Genomic DNA, 14,298 nt, shown 5'->3' on the forward strand with positions numbered 1-14,298 from the left:
ATGCAGAAGAGGCGGGTTACGCTCCGCTAACCCGCCCTGCGAATTCACCGTCGCCCGAACAGCTTCTCCACATCGCTCAGCTTCAGCTCAACGTAAGTCGGCCGGCCGTGATTGCACTGGCCGGAGTTCGGCGTGTCCTCCATCTCGCGGAGCAGGGCGTTCATCTCCTCCGGACGCAGCCTTCGGCCGGCGCGCACCGAGCCGTGGCAGGCCATGGTCGCAGCGACGTGCATCAGGCGGCGTTCGAGAGGAAGCGCCTCGTCCCATTCGGCCATGTGCTCGGAGAGATCGCGCAGCAATCCGCCCGCGTTGGTCTTGCCAAGCAGCGAGGGCGTCTCGCGCACCGCGACAGCGCCGGGGCCAAAGGATTCGATGGCGAGGCCGAACGAGGCGAGCTCCTCGCTGCGCTCCAGGAGGCGCTCGACCGTCGCCTCGTCCATCTCGACGATCTCGGGGATCAAGAGGATCTGCCGTTGCACGCCGTTCGCGGCCAGCGAGGCCTTCAGCCGCTCATAGACAATGCGCTCATGCGCGGCATGCTGGTCGACGATGATCAGGCCGTCGCGGGTCTGCGAGACGATGTAGGTCTCGTGGATCTGCGTGCGCGCCGCGCCGAGCGGGCGGTCGACGAGGTCGCTCGCCGGCTGCGTCTCGATCCGCACGTCCGCGCTGGGCGCCCCGACGTCGAAAGCGGCCTGCGCCCGCTCGGCAAAGGCGGGCGCGGCGGCGCCTTCGAATGACGGCATCGGTGCCACCGGAGCGGAGGGCGAGGCGCGCCAGTCCCAGCTCGCCGGACGCTGTGGCGTGAAGGCGGGCCGGAACGAAGACAGCGCGCTCTCGCCGCTGTTGGCGGCGGTGCGACGTCCCTCGCGCGCGAGACCTTCCTTCAGCCCGTGCACGATCAGTGCGCGGACGAGTCCGGCATTGCGGAAGCGCACCTCGGTCTTGGCCGGATGCACGTTGGCATCCACCTCGCGCGGGTCGAGCGTGACGAACAGCGCCAGCACCGGATGGCGGTCGCGCGGCAGATAGTCGGCATAGGCCCCGCGCACCGCCCCTAAGATCAGCTTGTCGCGCACGGGGCGGCCGTTGACAAAGAGATATTGCCCGAGCGCGTTGGCCTTGGTCAGCGCCGGTGCCGCGGCATAGCCGGCGACGACGACGCCGTCGCGCTCGGCATGGACCTCGAAGGCATGGCTGCGGAACTCCGCGCCCAGGATGTCGCCGAGCCGCGTCAGCCGTCCGGCGGCGCCGGGCAGCGCCGCGGCCCAGGTCACCGGGGCGCGCTCCTCGCCCGCCAGCGTGAAGGCGATATCGGGCCGCGCCATTGCGAGGCGCCGCACCACTTCGCGGATCGCCTCGGCCTCGGTGCGGTCGGTCTTCAGAAACTTCAGCCGCGCCGGTGTCGCATAGAAGAGGTCGCCCACCTCGACGCGGGTGCCATGGGCCAGCGCCGCCGGCATGATCTCGGATTTCTCGCCGCCCTCGACTGTCAGCGCCCAGGCGTGGGGTTCGCTCGCATGCCGCGTGGTGATGGAGAGCCGCGCGACCGAGCCGATCGAGGGCAGCGCCTCGCCGCGGAAGCCGAGCGTGCGGATCTGCAAGAGATCCTCGTCGTCGAGCTTGGAGGTCGCATGGCGCTCGACCGCGAGCGCGAGGTCTTTCGCGGTCATGCCGCCGCCGTCATCGGTGATGCCGATTCGCCGCCGTCCGCCGCCGTCGGTGAAGACGTCGATCCGGCTCGCGCCGGCATCGATCGCGTTCTCGACCAGTTCCTTGACCACGCTCGCGGGCCGCTCGACCACCTCGCCGGCGGCGATGCGGTTGACGACCTGTTCTGGCAATTGGCGGACGGGCATGAACCTGATCTGGCTCGGATTTGGATTCGCTGGCAGCGCTATTCTAGGCCGTGTTGCGTCAAAAGCGTGTGTTGGGCAACAGCCATGTGGCGGCCTGGGGAAGAGGGTTGCCTATCACATTGAAGACATTGGGCGTTCGAGAAAATTGCACAGCCGGGATGGACGCCCGGTCGGATACTGTCCTGATTGTGGGGTGCCGGGCCGCGGTGTAGCATCGTGAAAAAACGGCAACAGGACGGGAGGACGCCATGTGCCATCTCTTCGCGCATCAGCCCCAACGCGACTACGAATCCCAGACCCGCTCGTTGCGGATCGACGGCCATTGCACCTCGATCCGGCTGGAAATGGCGTTCTGGGACACGCTTGAGGAGATCGCGGCCAAGGAGAGCACGAGCCTCGGCAAGTTCCTCACCACGCTCTACAACGAGGTGCTCGACCATCACGGCGAGGTCAACAATTTCGCGTCGCTGCTGCGCTGCTCGTGCCTGATCTACCGCTCCCGGAGCATGGTGCCGGTGACGGAGTTCAAGGCGACCGTCGCGCCGATCCTGGATGCGGCGGAATAGCTGCTCCACACTCGATGTCGTCCCGGCGAGCGCCGGGAAGACACCCTTGAGTGTGGATACGCAATCAATGCCACAGGGGTGAACTGCCCCGGATTACGCTGCGCTCCATCCGGGCTACGAGACTCCCTCCGGCGTCATTGCGCGCGCAGCGAAGCAATCCAGAATCTTTCTGCGGCGGCAGTCTGGATTGCTTCGTCGCATCCGCGCAAAATTGCTACGCAATTTTGTCGCTGAGCTCCTCGCAATGACGGAGGAGAGAGCGGTTCGCTTCTCTGACCTCAAATCTCCTTCTTCTGCATAGCGCCCGCAATGTAATCGGCCTGCCGCATCGCCAGCGCGACGATGGTCAGCGTCGGGTTGCAGGCAGCTCCACTGGTGAACTGGCTGCCGTCGGAGACGAACAGGTTCTTGACGTCGTGGCTCTGGCCGAACTTGTTGACCACGCCGTCCCTGGGCTTCTCGCTCATCCGGTTGGTGCCGAGATTATGCGTGCTCGGATAGGGCGGCGTCGGATAGGTCACGGTGGCGCCGACGGCGTCGTAGACCGCCGCCCCCTGTTTGTAGGCGTGGGCACGCATCGCAAGATCGTTGGGATGATCGTCGAAATGCACGCTTGCGACCGGCTGACCGAACTTGTCCTTCACGGCCGGGTCGAGCGTGATGCGATTGGTCTCCTGCGGCATGTCCTCGCCGACCAGCCACATGCCGGCCATCCGGGGATAGCCGTCGAGCGCCGACGTGAACGGACGTCCCCAGGCGCCGGGATTGAGGAATGCCGCCATGAAGGGCAGTCCGATCGACAGCGTCTCCATCTCGTAGCCGCCGACGAAGCCGCGCTTCGGGTTGTTGGCGGCCTCGTCGCGGATGATGCCGGCCATGGTGGTGCCGCGATACATGTGCACCGATTTCTCGAACACGGCGTAGACGCTGCCGGTCATGTGGCGCATGTAGTTGCGGCCGACCTGGCCGCTGGAGTTGGCGAGGCCGTCGGGGAACATGGTCGAGGCGCTGTTGAGCAGCAGCCGCGGGCTCTCGATGGAATTGCCGGCAACCGCAACGATGCGCGCCTTCTGGCGCTGCATTGCACCTCGCTCGTCGGCATAGACGACGCCGGTCACCTTGCCGCCGGCATCATGCTCGATCTTGATCGCCATGCTGCTCGGCCGCACCTCGAGATTGCCGGTCGCCTCGCCCTTGGGGATCTCGGTATAGAGCGTCGACCATTTCGCACCCGACTTGCAGCCCTGGAAGCAGAAGCCGATCTGCTGGCAGGCGCCGCGTCCGTCACGCGGCTGGCTGTTGATGGCCATGTTGCCGGTGTGCACGGTCTTGTAGCCGAGCTTCCTGGCGCCGGCTTCGAGCACCTTGAAATTGTTGTTGCCGGGAAGTCCGGGAATGCCGTTGGTGCGGGTCACGCCCATCTTGTCCTCGGCCTTGGCGTACCACGGCTCCATCTCCGCGAGCGTCACCGGCCAGTCCAGGAGATTGGCGCCGGGAATGTTGCCATAGGTGGTCTTTACCTTGAATTCATGCTCGTCGAAGCGCAGCGAGGCGCCGGCCCAATGGGTCGTCGAGCCGCCGACCGCCTTGACGATCCAGGCGGGCAGTCCCGAAAAATCCTTGGAGACGCGCCATGTCCCCGACGTGGTGCGCGCATCGGTCCAGGCGAGCTGCGAGAAGCTCTCCCACTCGTCGTTGACGAAGTCGTGGTTCTCGATGCGGGGGCCTGCTTCGAGGATGACCACCTTGACGCCCTTCTGCGCGAGCTCGTTGCCCAGCGTGCCGCCGCCGGCACCGGAGCCGACGATCACCACAACGCTGGAATCGTTCAGATCGAATTTTGCCATCTAAGTTCTCCTGAACCGTTGTGTGGCTTAAGCCTTCGGCAGCCAGTCGATGTCGGCGAAGCCGCGGTTGATGTAGCCGCCATGCTCGGCGGAGGAGCCCTCGTAGCCGAACCGCGGCCAAACCTCTTTCTGGTTGTAGAGCGAGACGATGAGGTCGCCGCGGACCTTCTGGAAAAAGTCGCTTTGCTCGATCTCCTTCAGTAGCACCACGCGGTCGGCTTCCCAGGGCACTTCGGCATAGGCCATCTTGTGGCGGTCCCGCGAGTTCTGATCGAGCCGCGTAATGCCGTCGCTGATCAGTGATCTGACCGCGGGATCCTTGGCCGCCTTGCCGTCCCATGGCTTGATCGCGGTGATGTAGTAGCTGTCGCCGAGCACGTCGTGCGGATAGATGTCGCGCGCGACCTTCAGCAGTGTCTTCATCGTCGCGGGCGAGAGCGCGGTGGCGTCATCGGCCCAGGCATCTTCGATGCTCACGGTGACGCTGGTCGCGACGGCCACGACCGGCACGGCCGTGGCCGCGCCCTTGAGAAAGACGCGGCGGCTGTGCTTGCTTCGACGATCGACTTCTCTCATGGCATTCCTCCGTATATTTTTTGCGATTTTGATGTCTTGATCTGGTTAGCCGAAGCGTCCGCCGCGCTGGATCACCTCGATCTTGTAGCCATCGGGATCACTGACGAAGAAGAAGCGCGCCAACGTCCTGCCGTCGTGCTTGAAGTCGCGCAGCGGCCCTGGTGCGAGCTTCTCGCGCTCGAAGCGAGCATGTTCGGCATCGAGATCCTCCACCACTACGGCGAGATGGCCGTAGCCGTCGCCGAGCGCGTATGGCTCCTTGCGATCGAAGTTCACCGTCAGCTCGACCTCGAAAGGTGAGGAGGGATGACGCAGATAAATCAAGGCAAAGTCCGCGAACTTCAGATGGTCGGCGACTTCCAGGCCGAAGGCACGCTGGTAGAAATCGAGCGAGCGCGCTTCATCCAGCACACGGATCATGGAATGGACCGGCTTTGCCATTCAGTTCTGCTCCTTCAGATAAGTGATGATGGCAGCGCGCGTCTCCGGCTTGGCCTGCCGATAAGCCATGACCGCACCGGGAATGACCGCTTGTGGATTGGTCAGCCAGGCGTCGAGCCGGGATTCATCCCAGGCGAAGTCGGCTTTCGACAGGGCCTCCGAGTACTTGAAACCTTCAGCCTTGCCGGCAGGACGTCCGACGACTTTCATCAGCGGCGGGCCTTGCCGCATCGGTTCAGACGAATTCAACGTGTGGCAGACCGCACATTGCTGCTTGAAGAGCGTTACGCCATCCGGCGGCTTTGCGGCCGGCAAGGGCATTTGCGCGTCCGCCGTCCGCACCACCAGCACCATCGCGGTGCACAATCCCAGCACGATCGCGCGCATCGTCAGGAGCCGCCCATCCACATCAACCTGCGCAACTCTAGGCGGCGTCAGATGGGCTGTGGTAGTAGCGGGCTGTTTTGCGGCGAGCGGAGTTGCTCGCGGCGCGTGGTGTTCCACGCCGCCTTATATGCGGAGCACAATTCCGCGAAACCGCCGTCAAATCCCTAAACGATCACCACACGAGGCGCATTGCATGGCGTTCGCGCCGCTTAATGACTTTATGCGATGCGATGGGTCGGCGCAGGCAAGCGGCGTCGAGAACGGCCGAGCCATTCATCGCGCGAAAATCCAGGAGAAATGGATGAAGTTGGTGAAGACCTCGATGATCGCATGCGCTCTGTCGGCCCTTATTGCGACGCCCGTTCTCGCGCAGAGCGCACCCCCGACCGCCAAGCCGGGCGGCACCGTGCAAAGCAAACCCATGCAAGGCAGCACGATGGGCAGCGGCGATGACGAGATGAATGCTCAGCCGGGCGCCGCGGGCGAGAAGACCGGCATGAAGTCGACCAAGGGCACCAAAGGTACGGTCGGCACCACGGGCAGCGCTGCGCACAAGGGAACCGCCGACGATGCGGCGACGGGCGGCGCAGCTCCATCCAAGCGCTACTGATCCCGCCGGTGAAGCGGCTAAACTCCGGTCGCCTCGCGGCCGGAGTTTTTTCGGCTGCGCCTGCTAATCGTCGAAGCTCCGGCCGCGTCCGGCCTTGACGTCGCTGCGGCGCTTTTTGCCGTCGAGCCGGCGTTGCTTGGACCCGAAAGTCGGCTTTGTCGCGCGCCGCGGCTTCGGCCGCACCATCGCCTCGCTCAGGATGTCGACCAGCCGATCGATGGCGTCCTGTCGATTGCGCTCCTGGGTGCGGAAGCGCTGGGCGTGGATCACGATCACGCCGTCCTTGGTCATGCGCTGGCCGGCGATGCGGGCGAGCCGGATCGCCGCGTCCTCCGGGATCGTCAGCTTGCGCGTGTCGAAGCGCAGCTGGGCCGAGGTCGAGACCTTGTTGACGTTCTGCCCGCCCGGGCCGGAGGCGCGGACAAAGCCGATCTCGATGTCGTCCTCGTCGATGACGAGATCGCGGGATATCCGCAGCATGATGGCACCATCTGTGATGTCCGGACATATCGCGGACGTCAGATTTCGGCAATGGTGCATGCTGAAAACGCAAATGGCCGGGGCGAGCCCGGCCATTGCAGTCGACGTTGGAGGTCTCAGTTCGACTTCGTCGCCGGAGCGGCCGGCTGTGCCGCGGCCTGCGGGGCGCGGCCGACGACGACGGTCAGGAGGCCCTGGCCCCAGAGGCGCTTGGCGGCGGCCTTGGCGTCGTCCAGCGTCACGGCGTCGACGATGGCGTTGCGCTTCTCGATATAGTCGATCGGCAGCTTGTCCTGCTGGTACTGCAGCAGCGCCTGCGCCAGCTTGGAGGAGGTGTCGAGCGCCAGCATCTGCGAGCCCTTGAGGTAGGACTTGGCCTCGTCGAGCTCCTTCTGCGTGGGGCCTTCCTCGGCAATGCGACGGACTTCCTTGTCGATGGCCTCGATCGTGTCGCTGGCACGGTCGGCGCGCGTGCCGGTATTGCCGATGAACACCGCCGAATGCTGCATCCAGAGCAGCGATTCGAACACGGAATAGGCGAGGCCGCGCTTCTCGCGGACCTCGCGATAGAGGCGCGAGGACAATCCACCGCCGCCGAGGATGTGGTTGACGACATAGGCGGCCATGAAGTTGGGATCGCTGCGCTTCACCCCGGGACCGCCGAAGGTGATCACGGTCTGCGGCACGTCGAGGGTCACGAAGGCGCGTTGCGGCGGCTTTGCGGCCTCGACGTCGGGGACCGGCGTGAGGTTGGCCTTGGCGGGGAGGCTGCCGAAGGTGTGGTCGAGCAGCTTGCCGAGCGTCGCCGGATCGACGTCGCCGACGACTGCGATCTTGAGCCCATCCTTGGCAAGCACGCGGCCGACATAGTCCTTCATGTCGGCGACCGTGATGGTCGGCACGCTGTCGAGGTTGCCGTTGCTCTGCCGGCCGTAGGGATGATCGCCGAAGGCGACCTCGAGGAATTTGCGGCTCGCCAGCGAGGTCGGGTTGGTGGTCTCGCGGCGCAGGCCGGAGATGACCTGCGAGCGGATGCGCTCGACATCGGCGGTGTCGAAATGCGGCGAGGTCAGTGCGCTGCGCAAGAGGTCGAAGGCCTCGTCCTTGTTGTCACGCAGCATGCGCAGGCTGCCGCGGAAGGTGTCGCGGGTGGCGCTGAAGGAGAGCTCGATGGCGCGGCGGTCGAGCCGCTCGTGGAAGGTCTTGGAATCGAGGTCGCCGGAGCCTTCGTCGAGCAGATCGCCGACCAGATTGGCGACGCCCGGCTTGTCCTTGGGATCCTGCGCCGAGCCGCCGGCAAAGGAATATTCCATGGCGATCAGCGGCACGGTCGCGTCCTGCACGAACCAGGCTTCGATGCCGCCCGGCGAGGTCAGGTGCTGGATCTTGGCAGCGGCCAGCGACGGCGTCACCGCGGCCAGCGCGAGTGCCGCGCCGGAGGCGAGAGAGAATGCAATGCGTCGAAGGAAGGGATAGGTCACGAACGCTTCTCCTCGCGCTTGGTCGTCGCGGTATCCTTGATCAGATAGCCCGTGACCGAGCGCTTCTTCTCGAGCCATTTCTGCGCGACGGCACGGACTTGCTCGGCGGTGACCGCGCGGATGCGGTCGGGCCAGCTCCTGATGTCCTCGATCGACAGGCCCGTGGTCAGCGCGCCGCCATACCAGCGTGCCAGCACCGCCTGGTTGTCCTGGGCGTAGATCGCTTCCGCGATGAGCTGGGTCTTCACACGCTCCAGGTCCTCGGCGCGGATCGGGTTTTGCGCGACGTTGGCGATGACGCCGTCGACCGCCTGCTCGACGTCGGCAAAGCTGACGCCGGGCTTCGGCGCCGCGGAGATCGCGAACTGGGTCGGGTCGAGCGAGATGCTCGAATAGCTGGCATTGGCGGAGATCGCGAGCGGCTTGTCGACGACGAGCGCGCGGTAGAGATAGGAATTGCTGCCGCTGCCCATCAGCTGCGCCAGCACGTCGAGGGCCGCGCTCTCACCGGCCGCGGCCGTGGTCGCCGAGGGCACGAGATAATAGCGGCGCATGCTCGGCTGCTCGACGCGCGGGTCGGCCAGCGTGACGGTGCGCGGGGCAGCGGGCTCCGGCTCCTGCGGGCGGACACGGCGTGCCGGGATCGCAGGCTGCGCCGGGATCGCGCCGAAATTGCGCTCGACCAGCGGGCGGATGTCGGCGGCCTCGACGTCGCCGGCGATCACCAGGATCGCGTTGTTCGGCGCATAGAAGCGGCGGTAGAAGGCAAGCGCGTCCTCGCGATCGAGCTTCTCGATCTCCTGATGCCAGCCGATCACCGGACGGCCGTAGGGATGATTGAGATAGAGCGCGGCCATGATCTGCTCGTTCAGCCGCGCGTCCGGATTGTTGGCGACGCGCATGTTGTATTCTTCGAGCACCACGTCGCGCTCGGGCAGCACGTTCTCGTCCTTGAGGATCAGGCCGGTCATACGGTCGGCCTCGAACTCCATCATGGTCGGCAGCTGCTCTTTCGGCACACGCTGGTAGTAATTGGTGTAGTCGACCGAGGTCGAAGCGTTCTCGTTGCCGCCGACGCGGAGCACCGTCTGGGAGAATTCGCCGACGGGATGCTTCGAGGTGCCCTTGAACATCAAATGCTCGAGGAAGTGCGCGAGCCCGGACTTGCCCGGCGTCTCGTCGGCCGAGCCGACCTTGTACCAGATCATCTCAGTGACGACGGGGGTGCGGTGATCGGGAATCACCACGACCTGCATGCCGTTGGGAAGCGTGAAGCTGGCGGGCGGGGCGGATGTGACCGTGGTCTGGGCGAGGGCCGCGCCCGCTGTCAGGGCACTGGTCGAAAGCAGCGCGGCAAGGAGGCAGGCAGCCGATCGGTTTGCGGACATCATGATCCCTAGTGAAAGGCCGAGTCCGGATGTCCGGCTCGAAAGGCACGGCATGGTACACCGTGCGGCTGAGGCTTCGCGTCACGAAGCAGAGAACTCAACGCGGTGGCAAGTTACTGATAGGCAATTTATGGACTGCGGCCGGCGTGCATGACACGCCGGCTTCGGGGCCGCTTCTATGAGACAGGAACGCTATTGTTCCTTGTCCTTGCCCGACATGATGTCGAAATAGGTCCGCCGTGTCTTGTCCGGTCCGGCGCCATAGGCGTAGTTCGGCGAAGGCGTCTGATAGCCCGCGGGCGGCTCGACCAGCGACTGTCGCGGCGGTTCGCTGGTGAATTTCTTCTCTTCGGTGGCGTTGCCGCCCTTCATCATATTCCACAGGCCGCCGGAGAAGCCGAGCTCGGCGGGGCTGAGCGACGGATTGCCGTTGGTGCCCGGCTGGATCGGATCATTGCTGGTCCGGGGGGCGGCGGCGACCTGGCCGGCCTTCATCTCGGCGGGCGTCAGCTGTCGGGCGGCCTGCCAGTTCTCGGTTTCCTTGGTCGCCTTCCTGCGCGCGGCGATGGCTTCCTTGCGGCGCTTTTCCTCGGGATCCTTGGGCCAGTTCGGCGCAGCCTTGGCTTCGGTCGCAGGCGGCGGCAGATCGAGCTTGGGCGGCACGACCAGCGGCGAGCGCTCGCGGTATTCGATGCCCTTCTTCTCCATGCTCTTGGCGCCGATGCCGGACATCAGATTGTCGATGATCTTCTCTTCGAAGGTCATGCCGTCATCTTCATCGTCGTCGTCACCGGCGCGGGCCGCACCAGCCGACATGACGACGAGACCGACGCCGAGTACGGCAGCGGACAATTTCAACGCCTGCCAGAACCCCGATTGGGGGTCTCGAACCATCGAACCGCTGGTCTTCGAGCTGCGCATTACTGTACCTGTTCCATATTGTGGCAGATTGCCGCTCAAACGCGGCCGCCCCCTCGCAAAAGCCGGGTTCCACCTGCCGGTCCGTATCGGCCGGGATCAGGGCGCTTTTGCGGCGGGTACCCCCAGGAAGGAATCATACAATAGCCCCGCCACCCCAGCAACGATCGCCACGTCCGCGAGGTTAAACACATACCAATTATAGGTATTTCCGCCGATCTCGATGTGGAACAGCGCGAAATCGACCACCGCGCCATAGGCCAGGCGGTCGATGCCGTTGCCGATGGCGCCGCCGATGATCAGCCCCAGGGCGACGGTCGCAAGCCGGGTTTGCGAACGGGCCATCCAGATCGCCAGGGCGACCACGGCGATGACCTTGACGGCCATCAGCGCGAGCTGCGCGGCCTGGCCGTCGTTCTGCAGCCAGCCGAAGCTGATGCCGATATTCCAGGCCAGCACCAAATCGAAGAACGGCGTCACCTTCACGACCCCGCGGCGGGCGAGGTCGAACCCGTTCAGCAGCCAGAGCTTCGAGGCCTGGTCGGCCACGAGGGTCGCCAATGCCGCGAGGATGCCGGCGCCGAGCGGGGACATGGCCGGAATCAGACCGCTACCCCCAACGCCTTCCATTCGCGCAGCGCCTTGGCATCGCGCGGGGTGACGTCGGGATATTCAGCGTCTTCGCCCACCATCGGGGAGATCTTCCAGGAGCGGGCGCATTTGGTGCCGACCGCCTTCTCCACCACGACCGCGACACCGGGCACGGCATCGAGACGGAACGCCGAAGCCGGCGCCTCGCCCTCGCGCACCTCGTAATTCGAGGTGATGCAGACTTCAGCCAGGTCGATGTCGAACAGCGTCGCCAGCATCGCGCGGTCCGCGACATAGATCACGGGCGACGCCTCCAGCGACGAGCCGATGTTCTTGGCGGCGCGTTCGAGCTCGAGCGCGCCGGTGACGACGCGGCGCACGTTGCGGATCGTCTCCCACTTCGCGGCGAGCTTGTCGTCGCGGAAGCCTTCGAGATCCGTCGGGAACAGCGTCAGGTGCACCGACGGCTCGGCGTCGGGCCGGTACATGCGCCAGCCTTCCTCCGCGGTGAAGCTCAGGATCGGCGCCAACCACTTCAGGATCGAGGTGCACAACAGGTCGATCGTGGTCAGCGCCGCCTTGCGCGTCAGCGAGGACGGCGGATCGCAATACAGCGTGTCCTTGCGGATGTCGAAATAGAACGCGGAGAGCTCGCTGTTGAGGAAGGCGGAGAGGGTCGCGACCACGGTCTTGTAGTCGAACTCGCGATAGGCCTTGTCGACGGCGGCCGCGCGCATCGCGAGCTCGTGCAGCATCAGCCGCTCGAGCTCGGGCATGTCGGCGGGGGCGACGGCCTCAGCCGGCTTGTAATGATGCAGCGTGCCGAGCATCCAGCGCACGGTGTTGCGCAGCTTGCGGTAGGTCTCGACCGTGTTCTTCAGGATCTCGGGGCCGATGCGCTGGTCGTCGGTGTAGTCGCAGGACGCGACCCAGAGCCGGAGGATGTCGGCGCCGGATTCCTTGATGACCGCCTGCGGCTCGATGGTGTTGCCGAGCGACTTCGACATCTTGCGGCCGTCCTCGGCCTGGGTGAAGCCGTGGGTCAGCACGATGTCGTAGGGTGCGCGGCCGCGCGTGCCGCAGCTTTCCAGCAGCGAGGAGTGGAACCAGCCGCGATGCTGGTCCGAGCCCTCGAGGTACATCACCGTGTCGGTGCCGCCGTCGACCTTGCGCTTGATGCCGGCGAGCCCGGGAAACTGCACGGGGTCTTCGAGCACGAAGGCGTGGGTCGAGCCGGAATCGAACCAGACGTCGAGAATGTCGTCGACCTTCTGCCAATCCTCGCTCGCGCGCGATCCCAGGAAGCGCTCGCGCGCGCCCGTCGCGTACCAGGCGTCGGCGCCTTCCTTCTCGAAGGCTTCGCCGATGCGGGCGTTGACCGCCTCGTCCTGCAGGATCTCGGCGGAGCCGTCGCCCTTCTCGCGCACGAACACGGCGATCGGCACGCCCCAGGCGCGCTGGCGCGAGATCACCCAGTCGGGCCGCGCCTCGATCATGCCGTTGATGCGGTTCTCGCCCGACGGCGGCACCCATTGCGTCACCGAGATCGCGTGCAGCGCGCGGGCGCGCAGCGTGTCGCCGCTCTTGGCCTTGCCGCTCTGCGCCACGTCCTTGTCCATGGCGATGAACCATTGCGGCGTGTTGCGGAAGATCACCGGCTTCTTGGAGCGCCAGGAGTGCGGGTATTGATGCTTCAGCCGGCCGCGGGCGAGCAGCATGCCGCGTTCGACGAGCGCCTTGATCACGGCCTCGTTGGCATCGCCCTTCTCGCCCTTGTCGTTGATGACACGCTTGCCGGCAAAACCCGGCGCATGATCGGTGTAGCCGCCGTTCTCGTCGACGGTGTAGGGGATCGCCGTATTGATGCCGCGCGCATCGAGGTCGCGCGCCTGCGCCATCCAGTCATCGAAGTCCTCGCGGCCATGGCCGGGCGCGGTGTGCACGAAGCCGGTACCGGTGTCGTCGGTGACGTGGTCGCCGGGCAGCAGCGGCACGATGAAGTCGTAGCCGCCGGCAAGCCCCTTGAGCGGATGGGCGCATTCGATCGCGTCCATGGTGTCGCCGGGGACGTCGCGAACCTTCTCGTAAGCACTCACGCGCGCCTGCTTGAAGACCTCTTCGGCCAGTGCGTCGGCGAGGATCAGGAGATCGCCGGTCTTGGTCCAATTGTCGGCGGGCGCGTCCGTCACCTTGTACAGGCCGTAGGCGATCTTCGGCGAGAACGAGATGGCGCGGTTACCGGGCAGCGTCCAGGGCGTGGTGGTCCAGATCACGACGCTTGCGGCGGCGAGGGCACCGTGCGCGGGGGAGGTGACCGGGAATTTCACCCACACCGTATCGGAGGTGTAGTCCTCGTACTCGACCTCGGCTTCGGCCAGCGCGGTCTTCTCGACCACGCTCCACATCACCGGCTTGGAGCCGCGATAGAGCGTGCCGTTGGCGGCGAACTTCATCAGCTCGCGCGCGATCTGGGCCTCGGCCGGGAAGCTCATGGTGGCGTAGGGATGGTCCCAGTCGCCGATGACGCCGAGGCGCTTGAATTCCTCGCGCTGCACGCCGAGCCAATGCGTGGCGTAGGCGCGGCACTCCCGGCGGAAATCGATCATCGCGGCACTGTCGCGGAAGTCGGGCTTCTGCTTGCCCTTCTTGCGATAGTGCTCCTCCTCGACCTTCCACTCGATCGGCAGGCCGTGGCAGTCCCAGCCGGGCACGTAGTTGGAGTCGAAGCCGAGCATCTGCTGGCTCTTGGTGACGAGATCCTTGAGGATCTTGTTCAGCGCCGTGCCGATATGGATGTTGCCGTTGGCGTAGGGCGGGCCGTCATGCAGCACGAATTTGGCGCGGCCCTTCGCGGTTTGGCGCAGCTTCTCGTAGAGGCCGATCTCGTACCAGCGCTTGAGGATCTCCGGCTCGCGCTGCGGCAGGCCGGCGCGCATCGGGAATTCGGTCTGCGGCAGGAACAGGGTCTTCGAATAGTCTTTGGTGTCGGACTTTTGCGGCTTTTCGGACATGGGGCTGACTGGCTCGGAATGGCGCGGGAACGGATGGCGATGCGGAATCGCGGGGGTGAAACGACCAAAATCCCGGTCTTGCGCCGAGCCTTTAGGCTCAGGCGGAAGCCGGGCCGCTAATCCCTATGATGCGCCGCGCAAAC

At 65.4% G+C, this 14,298-nt stretch carries 13 protein-coding genes; 2 read left to right on the forward strand and 11 right to left on the reverse strand.

All coding sequences use genetic code 11. From position 1 onward, the window contains the following. Positions 1-44: 44 nt before the first annotated feature. The gene (mutL, locus tag XH83_RS05655) at positions 45-1,859 is read right to left on the reverse strand and encodes a DNA mismatch repair endonuclease MutL (RefSeq protein ID WP_194406062.1); all 1,815 of its coding nucleotides are present in this window, start codon (positions 1,857-1,859) and stop codon (positions 45-47) included. Between the two features lie 248 nt (positions 1,860-2,107). Between mutL and XH83_RS05660 the strand changes: the two genes are divergently transcribed. Then, positions 2,108-2,425: a ribbon-helix-helix domain-containing protein gene (locus tag XH83_RS05660; protein ID WP_194406063.1), complete on the forward strand. Its 318-nt coding sequence runs from the start codon at positions 2,108-2,110 to the stop codon at positions 2,423-2,425. A 278-nt stretch (positions 2,426-2,703) separates the two neighbouring features. On the opposite strand, the gene XH83_RS05665 is transcribed toward XH83_RS05660, so the two are convergent. The 4 genes from XH83_RS05665 to XH83_RS05680 are packed head-to-tail and all read right to left on the reverse strand — an operon-like array spanning position 2,704 to position 5,676. Beyond that, positions 2,704-4,272 (reverse strand): GMC family oxidoreductase, encoded by a 1,569-nt coding sequence (locus tag XH83_RS05665; protein ID WP_194406064.1) that lies wholly within the window; start codon positions 4,270-4,272, stop codon positions 2,704-2,706. A 27-nt stretch (positions 4,273-4,299) separates the two neighbouring features. Continuing rightward, entirely contained in the window at positions 4,300-4,848 is a 549-nt protein-coding gene (locus XH83_RS05670) for a gluconate 2-dehydrogenase subunit 3 family protein (RefSeq protein WP_194406065.1), read from the reverse strand. 45 nt (positions 4,849-4,893) lie between these two features. Further along, positions 4,894-5,289: a VOC family protein gene (locus tag XH83_RS05675; RefSeq protein WP_194406066.1), complete on the reverse strand. Its 396-nt coding sequence runs from the start codon at positions 5,287-5,289 to the stop codon at positions 4,894-4,896. Continuing rightward, positions 5,290-5,676: a cytochrome c family protein gene (locus tag XH83_RS05680; protein ID WP_194406067.1), complete on the reverse strand. Its 387-nt coding sequence runs from the start codon at positions 5,674-5,676 to the stop codon at positions 5,290-5,292. Between the two features lie 193 nt (positions 5,677-5,869). Here XH83_RS05680 and XH83_RS05685 point away from each other — a divergent pair, with 193 nt between their 5' ends. Continuing rightward, positions 5,870-6,286 carry a hypothetical protein gene (locus XH83_RS05685; RefSeq protein WP_246776417.1) on the forward strand — a complete coding sequence of 139 codons (417 nt, stop codon included), beginning with the start codon at positions 5,870-5,872 and terminating at the stop codon, positions 6,284-6,286. 63 nt (positions 6,287-6,349) lie between these two features. Here XH83_RS05685 and arfB read toward each other — a convergent pair whose 3' ends face one another. From arfB to ileS, 6 genes are all read right to left on the reverse strand, one after another. After that, positions 6,350-6,766 (reverse strand): alternative ribosome rescue aminoacyl-tRNA hydrolase ArfB, encoded by a 417-nt coding sequence (gene arfB / locus XH83_RS05690; protein ID WP_194406068.1) that lies wholly within the window; start codon positions 6,764-6,766, stop codon positions 6,350-6,352. A 116-nt stretch (positions 6,767-6,882) separates the two neighbouring features. After that, a complete protein-coding gene (locus XH83_RS05695) occupies positions 6,883-8,247 on the reverse strand; it encodes a pitrilysin family protein (RefSeq protein ID WP_194406069.1) in 1,365 nt (454 codons plus the stop codon). Then, positions 8,244-9,635 (reverse strand): pitrilysin family protein, encoded by a 1,392-nt coding sequence (locus XH83_RS05700; RefSeq protein ID WP_194406070.1) that lies wholly within the window; start codon positions 9,633-9,635, stop codon positions 8,244-8,246. Before XH83_RS05700 ends, XH83_RS05695 begins: the two co-directional genes overlap by 4 nt. 192 nt (positions 9,636-9,827) lie before the next feature. After that, the gene (locus XH83_RS05705) at positions 9,828-10,556 is read right to left on the reverse strand and encodes a hypothetical protein (protein ID WP_194406071.1); all 729 of its coding nucleotides are present in this window, start codon (positions 10,554-10,556) and stop codon (positions 9,828-9,830) included. Positions 10,557-10,652: 96 nt separating this feature from the next. Next, positions 10,653-11,147 carry a signal peptidase II gene (gene lspA / locus XH83_RS05710; protein WP_194406072.1) on the reverse strand — a complete coding sequence of 165 codons (495 nt, stop codon included), beginning with the start codon at positions 11,145-11,147 and terminating at the stop codon, positions 10,653-10,655. Between the two features lie 8 nt (positions 11,148-11,155). Next, positions 11,156-14,155, reverse strand: coding sequence for an isoleucine--tRNA ligase (ileS, locus tag XH83_RS05715; protein ID WP_194406073.1), 3,000 nt, complete (start codon positions 14,153-14,155; stop codon positions 11,156-11,158). Positions 14,156-14,298 lie beyond the last annotated feature (143 nt).

It is taken from the genome of Bradyrhizobium sp. CCBAU 53351, assembly GCF_015291745.1.
Classification (GTDB): Bacteria; Pseudomonadota; Alphaproteobacteria; order Rhizobiales; family Xanthobacteraceae; genus Bradyrhizobium.